Raw genomic sequence first — 17882 nt, 5'->3', positions numbered from 1 at the left:
TATGCAAACGTACAAAGTAATAGGATTAATGTCTGGCACTTCTTTGGATGGTCTAGATCTAGCATATTGTCATTTTTACCAAGAGAATACAAATTGGAAATTTACTATTGTAACTACCAAAAGTATAGACTACACACCAGATCTTAAAGAGCAACTTAAAAATGCTATTCTCTTACCTGTACCAGAATTTACGGAATTACACAACTGGTATGGGACTTGGCTTGGTAAACAAGTAAAAGAATTTGTAAACGAATATAATTTAGACGTAGATTTTATAGCCAGCCACGGACATACAACACACCATAAGCCAGAAAAAGGATTTACGCTTCAAATTGGTTCTGGACAACATTTAGCTAACAGTAGTGGTATTAAAACTATTTGTGACTTTAGAACTAACGATGTAGCTCTTGGCGGACAAGGTGCTCCGCTTGTACCTATTGGTGATATGTATTTATTTTCTAAATACGATTTCTGTTTAAATCTTGGAGGTATAAGTAATGTCTCTTTTCAACAAAAAGATAAAAGAATTGCTTATGATATTGGTATTGCTAATATGGCACTAAATTATGTAACGCAAAAAATAGATTTAGGCTACGATAAAAACGGAGACCTAGCAAAAAGTGGTGCTATAAACACAACATTATTGTCTAACTTAAGTAACATTGCATACTACCAATTACCATATCCAAAATCTACAGGATACGAGTGGTTTAAAAAAGAAATTGTTCCGATTATAGAAAGTACAGACGATACCATAGAAAACATATTACACAGTATAGTATTACATATTTGTGATACTATCTCTAATGATTTATTGACCGAAGCTCGCAAACCTAGAAATACACTATTAGTAACTGGTGGTGGTGCTTTAAATGGCTTTTTAATGCATACTTTAAAAGAAAAATTAGGCAGTTCGTTTATTTTAGAAACACCTTCTAAAACTGTAATAGAGTTTAAAGAAGCTTTAATTTTTGCTTTTATGGGTACATTAAGGCATTTAGAAAAACCAAATGCTTTAGCAACTGTTACTGGCGCAAAAAAAGATTCTAGCTGTGGTGTTATTTACATTCCACAATAGAAAGCTAATTAAGCTAAAGCTGCTGTTCTGGTTTTTTTAATTGACATAAAAATAAAAAGAGACAAACTACCACATACTGCTAAGCCTAAAAATAATGGCAAAACAGTAGTATCTATATAACTACCTATTAAAGTAGCTATTGGTATAGAAACTACAGTAGCTACAAAACCATTAATAGCTGCTCCTACTCCAGCAATATGTCCAATAGGTTCCATTGCTACAGATCTAGAATTACCCCAAATAAATCCTAAACAGAAAAATTGGGCTGCTAAAAAAACAATTAATACGGGTAAAGATGGGTTTGCATCTCCCCAAAATAAGATAACATATAATAATCCTATACTACAAAATGCACATAGCGATAAAAAGATAAGTTTACGCATACCAAAACGTAATACCAACGTACCATTTAAAAAAGTTGCAGAACCTATAGAGATGGCTAAACCTGCGAAAATGTATGGAAATTCTTCAACTAAATTAAATTGATCTTCAAAAATATGTTGTGCAGAACTTAAATACACTAAAAAGGCTCCTGTTATTAGCCCAGATATTAATGTAAAAGCAACAGTTTCTTTATGCTTCACAAATTCTTTTAATCCATCTACAAAAACACTTCTTGTAAAAGGTATTTTAAATTCAGGCTTAAGCGTTTCTTCTTGTCGTTTCCAGAACCAAATTGAAACTATTAGAGCAAAAAGTAATTGCACATAAAAAATAGCTTGCCAATTATAATTATCTAAAACAGCTTTACCAACTGCAGGTGCTATTACCGGTATTAAAATAAAAAATGCCGTTACAAAAGACATTATTTTAGCCATATAATCACCTTTATATAAATCTCTAATTATAGAAATTGTAATAGTTCTTGGTGCAGACAAACCTACTCCTTGAAAAATGCGACCAACAATCATTACTTCTAAAGAGGTTGCATTTACACAAATAACACTAGCTAGCGCAAAAATGGTAAAACCTGCATATACAATTGGTTTTCTTCCATAGCTATCAGACAAAGGGCCAAAAAATAATTGACCTACTCCCAATCCTAAAAAAATCATAGTAATTAACAACTGGTTTCTAGTTGGATCTACACTATTAATTGCTTCGCCAATATGAGAAATTGCAGGTAAGAGCGCATCTATTGTCAAAGCTACAATAGACATTAAAGATGCCATTAGGGCTACAAATTCAAATTGCTTTTTAGATGATTTTTTTTGCATCCGGCAAAAGTAATCTACTTACAGTAAAACAGCAGCCTAACTGCATTTAATTTTTAGTTAAAGTATCTGTATTTACAGCACTAAAAACAATACTAAATATAATATATCAATAATATATAATAGCAAAATCGTATTTTTGACAAAAAAAACTAAATTTATGTTAATAATTGGGATAGCTGGCGGAACAGGTTGTGGTAAAACAACTGTTGTAAACCAGATTATTAATGAGTTACCGGATGATGAAGTATGCGTAATTTCTCAAGATTCTTATTACAATGACCTTTCCCATCTATCACTAGAAGAAAGAAGAAAAACAAACTTTGACCATCCGCTTTCTATAGATTTTAAGCTATTAAAAGAACATTTGGAGGAGTTAAGAAAAGGAAAAACCATACAACAGCCTGTTTATTCTTTTTTAGAATGTAATAGAACAGATAAGACAGTACCTACAGAACCTAGAAAAGTTGTTATTGTAGAAGGTATCTTAATTATGACCGATCCTGAAATTAGAAAAATGATGGACATTAAGATTTTTGTTCACGCAGATTCTGATGAGCGTTTAATAAGAAGAATTAAGAGAGACGTTAACGAAAGGGGTTGGGATCTAGATGAAACACTAGAAAAATACCAAACTACTATAAAACCAATGCACGCAGAGTTTATAGAACCAAGTAAAGAATACGCAGATATTATTATACCCAATAACAAACACAATACCGTTGCAATAGATATTGTACGCACTATTATAAATGAAAAATTAGTTTAATTATTAGATGATTTTTAAAAAACTTAGGAGTAAAAAATGGTTTGGTATAGCAACAAATATGTATGTGCTTGTGCTCACTGTTTTTGTAATTTGGATGATTTTTTTTGATACAAATTCTCTTTTTATACACAACGAGCTGCAAAACCAGATTGAAGGTTTAGAGAAGCAAAAAGAGTATTTAAAAGATGAAATTGCTAAAGACAAAAAAATTATAGAAAAACTAAAAGATCCTAAAGAATTAGAAAAATTTGCTAGAGAGCATTACTATCTAAAAAAGAAGAACGAAGAGATATACTTAATAGAATACCAGGACAGCCTTAAAACTAAAGAAGATGAGTAAAAAGAATTTATTTAACGATTTTTCAGCAGTTTCAACAAAAGAATGGAAACAAAAAATTCAGGTAGATTTAAAAGGAGCCGATTATAACGATACGCTTGTTTGGGAGTCGCCAGAAGGTATTAAGGTTAAACCTTTTTACAATACAGAAGACATTGCGTCTATTGTAACAAATATTGCTACGCCAGAATGGAAAATTGGTCAGGCTATTTTTGTGCATAATGAAGCTGCAGCAAACAAAAAAGCAGTAAACGCTTTGGAAAGAGGTGCTGAAGATTTAATTTTTACTATTCCTAATGATGAAATTAAAATACATGTTCTTTTAAAAAATATAGACCTAAAGCATAAAACAGTTTACTTTTATCTACAGTTTTTATCATCAGAATATATTTCTAAGATTGAAGATTTTTGCAAAAAACAAACTACAAGTATACATTATAACGTAGATATTATTGGAAACTTAGCTAGTTCTGGCAACTGGTTTACCAACCTAGCCAAGGACCATCAAGAATTAGATAAAATTACAAAAACGACCAACGCCCAAAATACTATTGGCGTAAATGTTAGTACATACCAAAATGCTGGTGCCACAATGGTACAACAGTTAGCCTATGCAATGGCACACGCTAATGAGTATCTCAACCATTTTAAAGACAGTAGCATTCCTAATTTTACTTTTACGGTAAGTATTTCTGGAAATTACTTTTTTGAAATAGCAAAACTTAGAGCGCTCCGTTTACTTTGGAAAACATTACAAACGGAATATAATACAAGTGCAAATTGCAGCATTTTAGCTGTACCAAGCAAACGAAACAAAACCTTATACGATTATAATGTAAATATGTTACGTACAACTACAGAATGTATGGCTGCTAGCATAGGTGGCGCAGATACCATCTGTAATTTAGCTTATGATGCTATTTACCACAAAGACAATGAGTTTGGTGAACGTATTGCAAGAAACCAATTGCTTATTCTTAAAAAAGAAAGCTATTTAGATGTAGTTACAAACCCTGCAGATGGCGCTTATTATATAGAATCTATAACCCATCAATTAGCAGAAAAAGCATTAGACCTTTTTAAATCGATAGAAGCAACTGGCGGATTTTTATCAAACTTAAAATCACACCAAATTCAGAAAAAAATAAAAGAAAGCGCTGCTAAAGAACAAGCGCTTTTTAATACTGAAAAAGAAGTTCTGGTTGGCACCAATAAATACCTGAACAAAGAAGATAAAATAAAAGAAGATTTAGAGTTGTACCCGTTTGTAAAAACAAATGCACGCAAAACTCTAATAATACCTATTATAGAAAAAAGATTAGCAGAAACAGTAGAACAAAATAGATTAAAAGATGAGTAGAAAAGATTTACAACACTTAGAACTTAATAAAGAAGGCAGTGGTAAAAAATCTGACTCTTCTATTTTTAACACAGCAGAGGGTATTGCTGTAAAAAAGACCTATACCAAACAAGATTTAGAAGGTTTAGAACACTTAGATTTTGCTGCAGGTTTAGCTCCAAACCTACGTGGTCCCTACTCTACTATGTATGTACGTAGACCTTGGACAATTAGGCAATATGCCGGTTTTTCTACAGCAGAAGAAAGTAACGCTTTTTACAGACGTAATTTAGCTGCTGGCCAAAAAGGATTGTCTGTTGCTTTTGATTTACCAACACACAGAGGGTATGATAGTGATCATGACAGAGTGGTTGGTGATGTTGGTAAAGCTGGTGTTGCTATAGATTCTGTCGAGGATATGAAAATTTTATTTGGTGGTATTCCACTAGACAAAATGTCTGTTTCTATGACTATGAATGGGGCTGTTTTACCCATTTTAGCCTTTTATATTGTCGCGGCACAAGAGCAAGGAGTTGCATTAGACCAATTAGCTGGTACTATACAGAACGATATTTTGAAAGAATTTATGGTGCGTAATACATACATTTACCCACCAACACCATCCATGCAGATCATTGCAGATATTTTTGAATACACCAGTAAATTTATGCCTAAATTTAATAGCATAAGTATATCTGGTTACCACATGCAGGAAGCTGGCGCTACTGCAGATATAGAGCTTGCTTACACCTTAGCAGATGGTTTAGAATATATAAAAACCGGACTTAAAACCGGAATGGATATTGATACTTTTGCTCCTCGCTTGTCTTTCTTTTGGGCTATAGGAATGAATCATTTTATGGAAATTGCAAAACTAAGAGCAGGCCGTATGTTATGGTCTAAATTGGTAAAACAATTTAATCCTAAAAATCAAAAATCCTTGGCTCTACGTACACATTGTCAAACTAGTGGTTGGAGTTTAACTGAGCAAGATCCTTTTAATAATGTGGCCAGAACAACAATAGAAGCTGCCGCAGCCGCTTTTGGAGGTACACAAAGTTTACATACCAATGCTTTGGATGAAGCTATTGCATTACCAACAGATTTTTCGGCTAGAATTGCGCGTAATACACAGATCTATTTACAGGAAGAAACCAAAATCACTAAAACGGTAGACCCTTGGGCTGGTAGTTATTATGTAGAAAAACTAACTGAAGAAATTGCACAAAAGGCTTGGAAACTTATTGAAGAAGTAGACGAATTAGGAGGTATGACTAAAGCAATTGAAGCTGGAATACCAAAGATGAGAATTGAAGAGGCTGCTGCTAAAAAGCAAGCACGTATAGATAGTAATGAGGATATAATTGTTGGTGTAAACAAATACCAATTAGAAAATGAAGATGATTTACATATTCTAGAAGTAGATAATGAGCAAGTGCGTAAACAACAAGTAGAAAGACTTGCACATATTAGAGACACTAGAGATACTAAATTAGTAACACAAGCATTAAACAACCTAACTAAGGCCGCAGAAGCAAGTAAAAACACAACAACTAGTAGTGGTCCTGATCAAAATTTACTAGCTTTAGCTGTAGAAGCTGCCAAATATAGAGCAACATTAGGAGAAATTAGTGATGCTTTAGAAATCGTTTTTGGCAGACATAAAGCAAAAATACAATCATTCACAGGCGTGTATTCTAAAGAAATTAAAAACGATAAGAGTTTTAAAAAGGCATTGGCCATGGCAGATGCTTTTGCAGAGACAGAAGGTAGAAGGCCAAGAATAATGGTAGCTAAAATGGGGCAAGACGGTCACGATCGTGGAGCTAAAGTTGTAGCTACTGGTTATGCAGATTTAGGTTTTGACGTAGATATAGGCCCCCTTTTTCAAACACCAGAAGAAGCGGCAAAACAAGCTGTAGAGAATGATGTACATATCCTGGGGGTATCATCATTAGCAGCGGGACACAAAACATTAGTCCCAGCAGTAATTGAGGAACTAAAAAAACACGGCAGGGAAGATATTATGGTAATTGTTGGTGGTGTTGTCCCTAAACAAGATTATCAATTTTTATTTGATGCAGGTGCAGTTGCCGTTTTTGGTCCTGGAACAAAAATAAGTGAAGCTGCTATTCAGATTTTAGAAATTTTATCAGAATAAATACTTCTAATTATTTTTTATTAAAACAGATTGAGAATGAGTGAAAAATAAGATTTAGAATCTATTTTTAACCCTTGAAAAATAAAAGCAGCTATCTATAGCTGCTTTTTATTTTGCAAACTATTAACAGCTTCGGTTTTATATAGTCGTAAAAAAGTGTATTTTTAGCCTCACTAAACTTACTATGACAATGGGCAAAATAATAGCCATCGCTAACCAAAAAGGGGGAGTTGGAAAAACGACCACCTCTGTTAATCTAGCCGCTTCCCTAGGCGTACTAGAAAAAAAAGTATTGCTTATAGATGCAGATCCACAAGCAAATGCAACTTCTGGCTTAGGCATAGATGTTGACAGTGTGGAGATTGGCACCTATGAATTGTTGGAGCATACCAAATCTGCTTCTGAAACAATTATAAAAACCACTTCTCCTAATGTAGACCTAATACCGTCTCATATAGATTTGGTTGCCATAGAGATAGAACTAGTTGATAAGGAGGAACGCGAATATATGATGCGTAAGTCTATTGGTCACCTTAGAGATGAATACGATTATATTTTAATAGATTGCGCACCATCATTAGGACTTTTAACTCTTAATGCTTTAACTGCTGCAGATTCTGTTATTATACCAATACAGTGCGAGTATTTTGCGCTAGAAGGACTCGGGAAGTTATTAAACACGATAAAAAGTGTTCAAAAAATACACAATCCCGAACTAGATATAGAAGGATTGTTATTAACGATGTTCGACTCTAGGTTAAGGTTATCTAACCAAGTAGTAGAAGAAGTTAAAAAGCACTTTTCCGAGATGGTTTTTGAAACTATTATTCAAAGAAACGTTAGACTTAGTGAAGCTCCAAGTTACGGAGAAAGCATAATTAAGTATGACGCAAGTAGTAAAGGAGCTGCCAATTATTTAAATTTGGCAAATGAAGTAATGAAAAAAAATAAGGAAAAAGTATAATAATGGCGAAAGCAATTAAAAAACAGGCTCTAGGAAGAGGTCTATCTGCTCTTTTAAAAGATCCTGAAAATGATATTAGCTCTGCAGAAGATAAAAATGCAGACAAAGTTGTTGGTAATATCATTGAACTAGATTTAGAACTAATAGAGGTTAACCCTTTTCAGCCAAGATCTCATTTTAACGAAGAAGCATTAATAGAATTATCTACTTCTATTAAGGAGTTAGGCGTTATACAGCCTATTACCGTTCGTAAAATAGAATTTAACAAGTACCAACTTGTTTCTGGTGAACGTAGATTTAGAGCATCTAAATTACTAGGTTTAGAGACTATACCTGCGTATATAAGAATTGCTAATGACCAAGAGTCTTTAGAAATGGCTTTGGTAGAGAACATCCAAAGACAAGATTTAGACCCTATAGAGATTGCTCTGTCTTACCAAAGACTTATAGATGAAATTCAGCTTACTCAAGAAAAATTAAGTGAGCGTGTTGGTAAAAAAAGATCTACCATTACAAACTATATGCGTCTACTAAAATTAGACCCAATTATACAAACTGGTATTCGTGACGGCTTTGTAAGTATGGGCCATGGTAGAGCTTTGGTTAATATTGACAAAAAATCTGATCAGATAGATTTATACGTTAAAATTGTAGAAAACAATTTATCTGTTAGAGATACAGAAAAAGCTGTAAAAGAACATCAAGAAGGTGGTAATACTCCTAAGGCTACAGCCAAAAAAGTTACTAAATCTCCAGAATTTGTTAAAGAAGGTTCTCATAAGATTGAAAAACATTTAGACGCTAAAGTAGCTGTTACAGCAAGTGAGAAAGGAAAAGGGAAAATTACTATTTCTTTTAACTCCCCTGAAGATTTTGAGAGACTAAAAAAACTAATTACTAGTGCTTAAAAACCTTATTTCTATACTATTTTTTAGCTTTATTGTTGCAATAGGCTGGTCACAAGACCCTGTAAAACCTAAGCAAGAAAAAGATTCCCTAACCCAAGATTTAAAAGGAAAAGGCATTCTCGTAGATGAAGTTCTTTTAAGTAATAACAGAAGAATAGATCCGCTTGCACCAAGTAAAGCTGCTTTTTATTCTGCTATATTACCAGGTTTAGGTCAGGTTTACAATGGAGATGTTTGGAAAGTTCCGTTAGTATATGCTGCTATTGGCACAGGTGTTTACGCCTATAGCTTTAATAACAAACAATACAAAAGAACTAGAGATGCTTTTAAAAGAAGAAAAGCTGGTTTTATGGATGATGAATTTTATGCTTTTAACGGGCAAGAAATAGATCCCGGAAATCCTAGACTAGGTGATGACGATTTGCAACGTGCACAAGAAGGTTACCAAGAAGATCGAGATTTGTCACTATTAATTACCATTGGTCTTTATGCTTTAAATATTATAGAAGCAAACGTAAAAGCACACCTTAGACAGTTTAATGTAGATGACAATCTTAGTTTTAACGTTAAGCCTTATTTAGAGTTCAACCCTATTACAGCAGAACCTAATTACGGCTTTGCTTTACAAATAAAATTTTAAGTATGAATATTGCATTGTTCGGTTACGGAAGAATGGGTAAAATGATTGAAGGCGTAGCCCTAAACCGAAATCACACCATAGTTGCAAAAATAGATACAAATACAAAAAACATAGACTTTTCTAAAATAGATGTTGCTATAGACTTTAGTCTGCCTAGTGCTGCTTTTGGCAATATAGAAAAGTGCATAAACAACAACGTACCTATTATCTCAGGAACAACAGGTTGGTTAGATAAGTATAATGATGCCGTTACATTGTGTAACGAAAAAAAAGGTGCTTTTATCTACGCATCAAATTTTAGCTTAGGAGTTAATATTTTTTTTGAACTAAATAGCTATTTGGCAAAAATGATGAAAACCTTAGATCAGTACGCTGTTACGATGGAAGAAATACATCATACAAAAAAACTAGATGCACCAAGCGGAACTGCAATTACATTAGCTGAAGGCGTTTTAGAACATTCTAAATACAAAGGATGGCAACTAGACAAAGCAGATGAAAGTCATATTCCAATAGTAGCTAAAAGAATACCAGAAGTACCAGGCACGCATACCGTTAGTTATAACAGTAATGTAGATGGTATAGATATTACACATACAGCACACAATCGTGAAGGTTTTGCATTAGGAGCCATAATAGCCGCTGAATGGATTGTTGGAAAAACAGGTGTTTTTACAATGAAAGACGTTCTTGAACTTAATTAAAAGTTAAAAAATAATATAAAGTAGACTGTTTCGTAAAAAATAATTTAGTTTTAAAAAATACGACAATCAGATACAGTTGACTTAAACCCGTAAATTAAAAAAATGAATATATCTCAGTGGATCATTTTTATCCTAATAGTACAAGTTATACATTTCCTAGGAACTTGGAAATTATACGTAAAAGCTGGTAGAAAATCTTGGGAAGCAGCAATACCTGTATACAATGCAATTGTATTAATGCAAATTATTAGAAGACCAAAGTGGTGGGTTATTTTACTATTTATTCCAATAATAAACCTTTTAATGTTTCCTGTAATATGGGTAGAAACAATTAGAAGCTTTGGAAAAAACACTCTTTTAGATACTTGGTTGGTTATCCTTACTTTAGGTTTTTATACCTATTACGTAAATTACGCTTTAGATGTAAAATACATAGAAGATCGTAGCCTACACCCAACAACAGGATTAGGGGAATGGGTTAGCTCTATTGTTTTTGCTATTGTTGCCGCTACTTTTGTACACACCTATTTTATACAACCATATGTAATACCTACATCTTCATTAGAAAAAACACTTCTTGTTGGTGATTTCTTATTTGTTAGTAAATTTCACTATGGTGCTCGTACTCCTATGACAACAGTTGCTGCTCCAATGGTGCACGATACACTTCCGTTATTAGGATTAAAATCATATTTAAACAAACCACAATTACCTTATTTTAGACTACCTGGTTTTCAGAATATAAAAAGAAATGACATTGTTGTTTTTAGCTGGCCAGCAGATACTGTTAGACAGTTTTACGTAAGAGAAAAAGGCGTACAAAAACCTATAGATAAAAAATCTAATTATGTAAAACGATGTGTAGGTATACCTGGAGATACATTATCTGTAGTAGATGGTTATGTGCATATTAATGGCAAAAAAACCGTATTGCCAGACAGAGCAAAACCATTGTTTTACCACGTTGTAACAACAAAAGCTCCTATAGACAATGCTGTTCTTAATGTTCTTGGTCGAAAAAACTTTACGGGATACACAGTTCGTATTCCTTTAGAAATTTTACAAAAAAACAAGGTTAGTGAGTTAATGAATAAAGGAGCTAACTTAGATGAAATTAGAAGAGATTCTGCTTACGTATACTACGCAGGTAGTATTGGTGATAAACGAATAAAAGACTACTTACAAGCTGAAGACGTAAGAACAATGAACTTGTTTAATCTTACAGAAGAAGAAGCTAAAAATGCAGCAAAACTATCTGCTATAGTTAGCGCTAAAAAGTTTAGCTACAAAAAACAGTCTACTAAAATATTCCCTCAAAATGCTAATTTAGCTGGTACAGAGGACAATTTTAGTCCAATATACATACCAAAAGCAAATGCTACAATTAGCTTAAATGCTAAAAATTTACCACTTTACAAGAAAATTATAACAGAATACGAAGGCAATACACTTGCCCAGGCGGGTAACCAAATAACTATTAACGGTAAGGTTACGGACAAGTATACTTTTAAGCAAGATTATTACTGGATGATGGGTGACAATAGACACCAATCTGAAGATAGTAGATATTGGGGATTTGTTCCAGAAAATCACGTTGTAGGTAAACCTGTATTTATTTGGATGAGTATTGATGGTATTAATGATGGTTTCTCTAATTGGAAACCTCGTTGGAACCGATTCTTTACTACAGTTGGTGGTTCTGGAGAACCTATTTCTTATTTAAAATATTTTCTACTAGCACTAGTTGGATATTTTGTTTTTGATTACTTTAGAAAAAAGAAGAAGAAAACAAGCTAAAATGCTAATTCATAAATAACTAAGGTGAAAGTGTAAAACTAGTTTTTTATATTTTCACCTTTGTTAGCTAATACATATACGTAAACTAAAAATAATTTCACAAATGTCTATTTTACTACATCCCGGATATTTTTTAAACATTGCAAATTTTGTTGTCATAGCGAACAATGATGTTTGTTGGGAAGTAAATGATAATTACCAAAAACAAACCTTTAGAAACAGAACTTATATTGCTGCAGATGTCGGCAAACACATGCTTAACATACCTATTAAGCATGTTAGTAAAACTGAAGGCAAACAGAAGTACAAAGACATTAAAGTAGAAAACGATTATGCTTGGCAGCGCCAACACTGGCGAACTTTAGAAACAGCATATAGAACATCTGCTTTTTTTGAGTTTTATGAAGATGAAATTGTTGCATTATACGAAAAGAAACATACCTTTTTATTAGATCTAAACTTGGAAACAACAGCCCTTATTTGCGATTGTCTTCAAATAGATATGCCAACCCAAAAAACTGCAATTTTTGAAAAAGAAGCTCACAATCTTATAGATGGTAGGTTTTTAATTTCTTCTAAAACTAAAATCAAGTTTAATCAAGAAAATTATTTTCAAGTATTTAATGATCGTAATGGTTTTACAGAGAATTGCAGCATTCTAGATTTACTTTTTAATGAGGGCACAAATGCGTTATCGTATTTAAAAAATCATTCTATAGAATTTAAAAATGCTTAGATTTTGTTTGCACTACGGCATACACTTTATTATGCCAATTATAATAGGATACTTCTTTTTTAAAGAGCAACGCTCTAGAGCTATTATAATACTTTTAGCTGCCATTTTAATAGATTTAGACCACTTACTTGCTACACCAATTTTTGAAGCTAACAGATGTAGTATTAATTTTCATCCATTACACACCTATTGGGCTATGGGTGTTTATTTTGGCTTTTTATTTTTTAGAAAAACTAGAATTTTTGGCGTAGCACTATTGCTGCATATGATAGCCGACTTTGTTGATTGTCTATTTATTAACTCCTAAGTTAAAGCTAGCCATTACAGGGAAGTGATCAGATAATTTTATATCGTAATTCTTATGACTCGTTACAGCTATAGTATTACTTGCTAAAATAAAATCTATACGAACGGGGTAGTATTTAAAATTATATGTTCTTCCATACGTTGTTCCTTTCTCATTAAAAGTGTCTAACAAATCACCCCTTATAACTCTATACACATTAGAGTACTGGTTGTTATTAAAATCACCACAAACAATAGTTTTATAGGGCGTATTTTTAATATGATTTTTAACGATTAAAGCTTGCTCTTGTTGTCTTTTAAAAGATTTGGTAATTCTGCCATACAACTTAGAAGATTCTTCATTAGAGATAGCCTCTATGTCTGGTACAACCTTTAAAGATTCTAAATGCAAATTATAAACCCTTACAGTATCATTATTACACAAAATATCCGCAAAACTTGCTATATTATTGGTATGCTCAAAGGGTAACTCTCCTGTTTTTAGTATTGGATATTTTGAATATATACCCTGAACAACCTTACTTACATTATAATCTGGTGCCACGAAACTATAATTATAATTATCTTTTAATTGTGCATTGCGTATTCTACTATACTCTTGGATACAAACAATATCTGGATCTTCCTTTAATACAAAATCAATAATTTTATCTCCTATAGTACTATCATTAGACCATTCGTTTATATTAAAACCCCTGGCGTTATACGTCATCACTTTTAAATCGTTCTCTTTTGGCTCTTCTTCTGACACATCAAATTTTATAAATGAGTCCACCAAAAAATAACCTAGAACAAGAACAAGTGCAGATAAAAAAAACCTCTTGCTTTTAGCTAATAACCAGTAAAAACAGAAGATAACATTCACCAATACCAATAATGGCAAAGACAAACTAAAAACAGATAAAAATGGAATTAATTTTACAGATACGTACGGGGCTAAATAAGAGATACAAAGCAACACTGCAAACAAGTAATTGAGAACAAATACAATTCTATTAAAAAATGATTGCTTTTTCACTAGTCTTCTTTACCTGCTATAAATAAAAAGTCTTTTTCGTCTTTTGACAAACTCTCGTAACCCGACTTGCTTATTTTATCTAAAATAGCATCAATTTTACGTTGCTTATCAACTTTTTTTCTATCTACTGTAGTAGTTTTTGTAGCTACCGTTTTTTTAGGAGCTGTATTTCTATATACCGTTTTCATTGGTGCTTTTTTCTCTCTGCTAAACATATTTGCAACAGAATCCATAAATTTACCAAAACCAGCACCAATATCGTTCCCTTTTAACAACTGTTTGGCATAGAAAAAACCTAATGCAGCACCTCCTAAATGAGACAGCATTCCGCCTACATTCTGCCCTGTAGATAATCGTAACAAATCTAAAATAACTATTACAACACCTAAATGCCATAATTTTATATCCACTATTAATAAACGTACTGTTTGGTTAGGCAAATAGGCACACACAAAGATTAAAATTGCTGTTACACCAGCAGACGCTCCAATTAACACACCATTTTCATTTATTAAGGCAGGCAATGTATTATACCCCAACATAAAAAGGAGTCCACCTGCTATAACACCCAAAAAGTATACGTTCAAGAATTTTTTAGGATCAAATAAGTTTAGAAAAGTTCTTCCAAAGAAGTATAACATTAACATATTCCAAAAAACGTGACTAAAGCCACTATGAAAAAAAGAATAGGTAAAAATAGACCAAGGTTGAGTTATAAAATCACCTAAATTCTCAGGAAGCTGAAACCATACAGTTATGCTCGGTAACCTAAATAAATTGACTAGAATTAAGGAAACAAGATAAACTATAACATTAATTGCTATTAATTTTTCTGCTATACTTAACCTTGCATACTGTTGTTTTAAATCTCCTCCCATTATTAATCCCAACGCTTATTGTTAAACTGATTCTTCTTCCAGTACCACATCATTATAAATCCGAATATTGCACCACCAACGTGCGCAAAATGTGCAATTCCACCACCGAATAAAGAATATCCTGTTACTCCAGAAAATAAATCTATTCCAATTAATACTGGAATAAAGTACTTTGCTTTTATAGGAATTGGTAAAAATATCATCATTAATTCTGCATTTGGGAACATCATCCCAAAAGCTACCAAAACACCATATATAGCCCCAGAAGCACCTACAGCCGGAGTGTTATATGCGCTTAAGAAATTATCAATTGTACTTTTAGAAGCTAAATTATACCAATCTGGCATATATTTTCCTTCTGCAATAATACTAATTACTTGATCTTTAGAAATTCCAGAATTTACAATTGCATCTAACCCTTTGTTAAAGTAATAATAGTTAACTCCCGAGTGTATTAGCGCTGCACCAATACCTGCTGAAAAGTAGAAAAATAAGAACTTCTTTTTACCCCATATTTGTTCTAGTGGTGAACCAAAAGCATACAATGCATACATATTAAACGCAATGTGCATAATACCACCATGCATAAACATATGAGATACCACCTGCCATAATTGAAAATTTTGATTCTCTGGAAACCATAGTGAAAACCATTGGTACATCTGATCTCCTAAAACCTGAGTGGCTAAAAAGAAGATTACATTAATTATAATTAAATGTTTAATAACACCTGTAATTCTACCCATTATATAAATTTTTTATCAATATCGTTTTCTGTTATAGTAACATAAATTGGTCTATTAAATGGACTAACCATAGACTCCGTACAGGCAAACAAATCGTTTACCAATGCAGCCTGAGATAGTTTATCTAAAACATCTCCTGTTTTTACCGCCAATGATTTACACAATGCTTTACTTAATACATCTGCTTGCGAAAAACCATCTGCACCAACATTTTGTTGACAATCTGCCATTAATTCATCAAAAATAGAACCCACTTCTGCTTCTGCAACCATTGGTGGTATTCCGTTTATTTCTACAACACTTTCGCTTATTTCACCAAAAACAAAACCCATTGTGGTTAAATTGTCTTTAATTTCATTTAATATATCTATTTCTGATAACGAAAAAGACAACTGTATAGGAAACAGTAATTGTTGACTTAAACCTTCATTTAAAGTAACCGTTTTTAAAAATTTCTCGTACAATACACGTTGATGTGCTCTTCCTTGGTCTATAACAACCATACCAGATTTTATAGTGGTTACAATATACTTTCTTTTTAATTGAAAAGTGATTGCTGCCGTATCTAAATCATCATCAGACCCATCAAAAATTGACTTTGTACTAACTTCAGATTCAAAACTTAAGTTTCCAAAATCTGAAGATCTATCTTCTCTAGATGGCGTTTCTACATACAAGCTTTCCCAACTTTGCGTACTTGGTTTTTTATAAGATGAAAAAGAGGACGTAGAAGATTTGGGAGAACTACGAGAGGCTACCTTGGTTTCTTCTGCAAACGGATTAAAAGTAGAATCTACAGTTACTTTTGGCAGTACTGCATTCTTATCCTTGTAACCATATGGTGTTTGCAAATTACTGTCGTGCTCAAAATCTAGCGTTGGCGCTACATTAAACTGTCCTAAACTATGTTTAATAGTAGATCTTAAAATTGCATATAAGGTCTGCTCATCATCAAACTTAATTTCAGTTTTAGTAGGATGTATATTTATATCTATTGATGACGGATCTACTTCCAGGTTTAAAAAATAACCAGGATGCATACCAGGTTTTATTAAACCTTCAAAAGCAGCCAAAACAGCATAATGCAAATAGTGACTTTTAATAAATCTATTATTTACAAAAAAATACTGCTCTCCTCTACTCTTTTTAGCAAACTCCGATTTACAAATAAAACCAGAAACCTTTACAACTTGAGTTTCTTCTTCTACTGGAACTAATTTTTCGTTCGCTTTTTTACCAAATATATTTACAATACGCTGCCTAAAATTAGACTGTGGTAAATTAAATAACTCACTACCATTATTGTAATAATTAAAAGCTATTGATGGATGTGCCAATGCAACTCTGTGAAATTCATCTGTTATATGGCGAAGTTCTACTGAGTCTGACTTTAAAAAGTTTCTACGAGCAGGAATATTAAAAAACAAATGCTTTACCGCTAAAGATGTTCCTTGTGGAGTAACAACAACCTCCTGAGATTTAATTTCACTTCCTTCTATCTGTATTGCAGTACCAATTTCCTCGTCTGCCGTTTTTGTTTGCAAGTCTACACGTGCAATTGCTGCTATTGAAGCTAAAGCCTCTCCTCTAAAGCCTTTTGTGTTTAGATTAAATAAATCTTCTGCACTTTTTATTTTAGACGTAGCGTGACGCTCAAAACTAAGTCGTGCATCTGTTGCACTCATACCTACACCATTATCTACAACTTGTATTAATGATTTACCGCCGTCTTTAATTATTAATTTAATAGCTGTTGCTCCTGCGTCTATTGCATTTTCTAGCAGCTCTTTAACTACAGATGCTGGTCGCTGAACAACTTCACCCGCTGCAATCTGGTTTGCAACGTGGTCAGGTAAAAGTTTAATGATATCTGCCATTATTTTATGGAGAATATTGAAAGATCAAAATCTATAATGTATAAAAAAGCAAAAAGAAGAATACCAATAATAATGGCCATTCTAATGTTCATATTTCTGTCCCCCTTTTTTCGTAAATCTGAAAAAGCGTTTCCAAATTTACCTTTTATGCCTTGTCTTGGACCAACAGTTGAACGGTATTGATCTAGCTTATGTTGAATTTTATACGGGTTCCCCTCGCCTTTATCGTCAAAGTAACGAGGCTGATAGTCGTACGACCTATTCTTCCGTAATCTTGTGAATTTTCCCATAATAACTAGATTTTCAAAGGTACTTAAAAACACAAAAAATAGCACAGATACTGTGCCAAAACTTGTTAACAAGTCAAATAGTCCTAAAAGAAAAAAAACAAATTAAAAAAAATACTCCTA

Annotated in this window: 18 protein-coding genes and 1 pseudogene; 12 read left to right on the top strand and 7 right to left on the bottom strand. The window is 32.8% G+C overall.

Features of this window, described 5'->3' with window-relative positions; all coding sequences use genetic code 11:
• The first annotated feature begins 1 nt into the window (after position 1).
• A complete protein-coding gene (locus M4I21_RS09850) occupies positions 2-1078 on the top strand; it encodes an anhydro-N-acetylmuramic acid kinase (RefSeq protein ID WP_249558967.1) in 1077 nt (358 codons plus the stop codon).
• An 8-nt stretch (positions 1079-1086) separates the two neighbouring features.
• Here the strand turns inward: M4I21_RS09850 and M4I21_RS09845 are convergent, their stop codons facing one another.
• On the bottom strand, positions 1087-2295 hold the full coding sequence (locus tag M4I21_RS09845) for a multidrug effflux MFS transporter (protein WP_249558966.1): 1209 nt from the start codon (positions 2293-2295) through the stop codon (positions 1087-1089).
• A 157-nt stretch (positions 2296-2452) separates the two neighbouring features.
• On the opposite strand from M4I21_RS09845, the gene udk reads away from it, so the two are divergent.
• The 11 genes from udk (at position 2453) to M4I21_RS09790 (ending at position 12954) form a co-directional block, all read left to right on the top strand.
• Positions 2453-3061, top strand: coding sequence for a uridine kinase (gene udk, locus M4I21_RS09840; protein ID WP_249558965.1), 609 nt, complete (start codon positions 2453-2455; stop codon positions 3059-3061).
• Positions 3062-3068: 7 nt separating this feature from the next.
• Entirely contained in the window at positions 3069-3401 is a 333-nt protein-coding gene (locus tag M4I21_RS09835; protein ID WP_249558963.1) for an FtsB family cell division protein, read from the top strand.
• The gene (locus tag M4I21_RS09830) at positions 3394-4758 is read left to right on the top strand and encodes a methylmalonyl-CoA mutase subunit beta (protein ID WP_249558962.1); all 1365 of its coding nucleotides are present in this window, start codon (positions 3394-3396) and stop codon (positions 4756-4758) included. Before M4I21_RS09835 ends, M4I21_RS09830 begins: the two co-directional genes overlap by 8 nt.
• Positions 4751-6898 carry a methylmalonyl-CoA mutase gene (scpA, locus tag M4I21_RS09825; RefSeq protein WP_249558961.1) on the top strand — a complete coding sequence of 716 codons (2148 nt, stop codon included), beginning with the start codon at positions 4751-4753 and terminating at the stop codon, positions 6896-6898. The genes M4I21_RS09830 and scpA overlap by 8 nt, the downstream gene beginning before the upstream one ends.
• Before the next feature lie 190 nt (positions 6899-7088).
• Entirely contained in the window at positions 7089-7862 is a 774-nt protein-coding gene (locus M4I21_RS09820) for a ParA family protein (protein ID WP_249558960.1), read from the top strand.
• A gap of 2 nt (positions 7863-7864) precedes the next feature.
• Positions 7865-8770, top strand: coding sequence for a ParB/RepB/Spo0J family partition protein (locus M4I21_RS09815; protein WP_249558959.1), 906 nt, complete (start codon positions 7865-7867; stop codon positions 8768-8770).
• Positions 8763-9410, top strand: coding sequence for a DUF5683 domain-containing protein (locus M4I21_RS09810; RefSeq protein ID WP_249558958.1), 648 nt, complete (start codon positions 8763-8765; stop codon positions 9408-9410). Before M4I21_RS09815 ends, M4I21_RS09810 begins: the two co-directional genes overlap by 8 nt.
• Positions 9411-9412: 2 nt before the next feature.
• Positions 9413-10114 carry a 4-hydroxy-tetrahydrodipicolinate reductase gene (gene dapB, locus M4I21_RS09805; protein WP_249558957.1) on the top strand — a complete coding sequence of 234 codons (702 nt, stop codon included), beginning with the start codon at positions 9413-9415 and terminating at the stop codon, positions 10112-10114.
• A 102-nt stretch (positions 10115-10216) separates the two neighbouring features.
• Complete coding sequence (gene lepB / locus M4I21_RS09800; protein WP_249558956.1) at positions 10217-11911, top strand: signal peptidase I; 1695 nt, start codon at positions 10217-10219, stop codon at positions 11909-11911.
• Between the two features lie 103 nt (positions 11912-12014).
• Positions 12015-12647: a WbqC family protein gene (locus M4I21_RS09795; RefSeq protein ID WP_249558955.1), complete on the top strand. Its 633-nt coding sequence runs from the start codon at positions 12015-12017 to the stop codon at positions 12645-12647.
• Positions 12640-12954, top strand: coding sequence for a DUF6122 family protein (locus tag M4I21_RS09790; protein ID WP_249558954.1), 315 nt, complete (start codon positions 12640-12642; stop codon positions 12952-12954). Before M4I21_RS09795 ends, M4I21_RS09790 begins: the two co-directional genes overlap by 8 nt.
• Here M4I21_RS09790 and M4I21_RS09785 read toward each other — a convergent pair.
• From M4I21_RS09785 to M4I21_RS09765, 6 genes and pseudogenes are all read right to left on the bottom strand, one after another.
• Positions 12937-13728, bottom strand: a complete 792-nt coding sequence (locus M4I21_RS09785) for an endonuclease/exonuclease/phosphatase family protein (protein WP_249558953.1) — start codon at positions 13726-13728, stop codon at positions 12937-12939. The two genes, M4I21_RS09790 and M4I21_RS09785, sit on opposite strands and share 18 nt — an antisense overlap.
• A gap of 3 nt (positions 13729-13731) precedes the next feature.
• Positions 13732-13971: pseudogene (locus M4I21_RS18685) on the bottom strand (endonuclease/exonuclease/phosphatase family protein); the annotation flags it as partial.
• Positions 13971-14849, bottom strand: coding sequence for a rhomboid family intramembrane serine protease (locus M4I21_RS09780; protein ID WP_283771775.1), 879 nt, complete (start codon positions 14847-14849; stop codon positions 13971-13973). The gene M4I21_RS09780 and the pseudogene M4I21_RS18685, both read right to left, overlap by 1 nt.
• A 2-nt stretch (positions 14850-14851) precedes the next feature.
• Positions 14852-15595 carry a rhomboid family intramembrane serine protease gene (locus M4I21_RS09775; RefSeq protein ID WP_249558951.1) on the bottom strand — a complete coding sequence of 248 codons (744 nt, stop codon included), beginning with the start codon at positions 15593-15595 and terminating at the stop codon, positions 14852-14854.
• The gene (mutL, locus tag M4I21_RS09770) at positions 15595-17472 is read right to left on the bottom strand and encodes a DNA mismatch repair endonuclease MutL (protein ID WP_249558950.1); all 1878 of its coding nucleotides are present in this window, start codon (positions 17470-17472) and stop codon (positions 15595-15597) included. Before mutL ends, M4I21_RS09775 begins: the two co-directional genes overlap by 1 nt.
• Positions 17472-17762, bottom strand: a complete 291-nt coding sequence (locus tag M4I21_RS09765) for a riboflavin synthase subunit beta (RefSeq protein ID WP_249558949.1) — start codon at positions 17760-17762, stop codon at positions 17472-17474. The genes mutL and M4I21_RS09765 overlap by 1 nt, the downstream gene beginning before the upstream one ends.
• Positions 17763-17882: the final 120 nt, after the last annotated feature.

The organism is Cellulophaga sp. 20_2_10 (assembly GCF_023476645.1).
Classification (GTDB): domain Bacteria; phylum Bacteroidota; class Bacteroidia; order Flavobacteriales; family Flavobacteriaceae; genus Cellulophaga.
This window is presented reverse-complemented; position numbering and strand designations above follow the sequence as displayed.

Excerpts from the sequence above, each read along its gene's own strand:
- M4I21_RS09850 (WP_249558967.1), top strand. The coding sequence starts at position 2 with ATGCAAACGTACAAAGTAATAGGATTAATGTCTGGCACTTCTTTGGAT.
- M4I21_RS09845 (WP_249558966.1), bottom strand. The coding sequence starts at position 2,295 with ATGCAAAAAAAATCATCTAAAAAGCAATTTGAATTTGTAGCCCTAATG.
- udk (WP_249558965.1), top strand. The coding sequence starts at position 2,453 with ATGTTAATAATTGGGATAGCTGGCGGAACAGGTTGTGGTAAAACAACT.
- M4I21_RS09835 (WP_249558963.1), top strand. The coding sequence starts at position 3,069 with ATGATTTTTAAAAAACTTAGGAGTAAAAAATGGTTTGGTATAGCAACA.
- M4I21_RS09830 (WP_249558962.1), top strand. The coding sequence starts at position 3,394 with ATGAGTAAAAAGAATTTATTTAACGATTTTTCAGCAGTTTCAACAAAA.
- scpA (WP_249558961.1), top strand. The coding sequence starts at position 4,751 with ATGAGTAGAAAAGATTTACAACACTTAGAACTTAATAAAGAAGGCAGT.
- M4I21_RS09820 (WP_249558960.1), top strand. The coding sequence starts at position 7,089 with ATGGGCAAAATAATAGCCATCGCTAACCAAAAAGGGGGAGTTGGAAAA.
- M4I21_RS09815 (WP_249558959.1), top strand. The coding sequence starts at position 7,865 with ATGGCGAAAGCAATTAAAAAACAGGCTCTAGGAAGAGGTCTATCTGCT.
- dapB (WP_249558957.1), top strand. The coding sequence starts at position 9,413 with ATGAATATTGCATTGTTCGGTTACGGAAGAATGGGTAAAATGATTGAA.
- lepB (WP_249558956.1), top strand. The coding sequence starts at position 10,217 with ATGAATATATCTCAGTGGATCATTTTTATCCTAATAGTACAAGTTATA.
- M4I21_RS09795 (WP_249558955.1), top strand. The coding sequence starts at position 12,015 with ATGTCTATTTTACTACATCCCGGATATTTTTTAAACATTGCAAATTTT.
- M4I21_RS09790 (WP_249558954.1), top strand. The coding sequence starts at position 12,640 with ATGCTTAGATTTTGTTTGCACTACGGCATACACTTTATTATGCCAATT.
- M4I21_RS09780 (WP_283771775.1), bottom strand. The coding sequence starts at position 14,849 with ATGGGAGGAGATTTAAAACAACAGTATGCAAGGTTAAGTATAGCAGAA.
- M4I21_RS09775 (WP_249558951.1), bottom strand. The coding sequence starts at position 15,595 with ATGGGTAGAATTACAGGTGTTATTAAACATTTAATTATAATTAATGTA.
- mutL (WP_249558950.1), bottom strand. The coding sequence starts at position 17,472 with ATGGCAGATATCATTAAACTTTTACCTGACCACGTTGCAAACCAGATT.
- M4I21_RS09765 (WP_249558949.1), bottom strand. The coding sequence starts at position 17,762 with ATGGGAAAATTCACAAGATTACGGAAGAATAGGTCGTACGACTATCAG.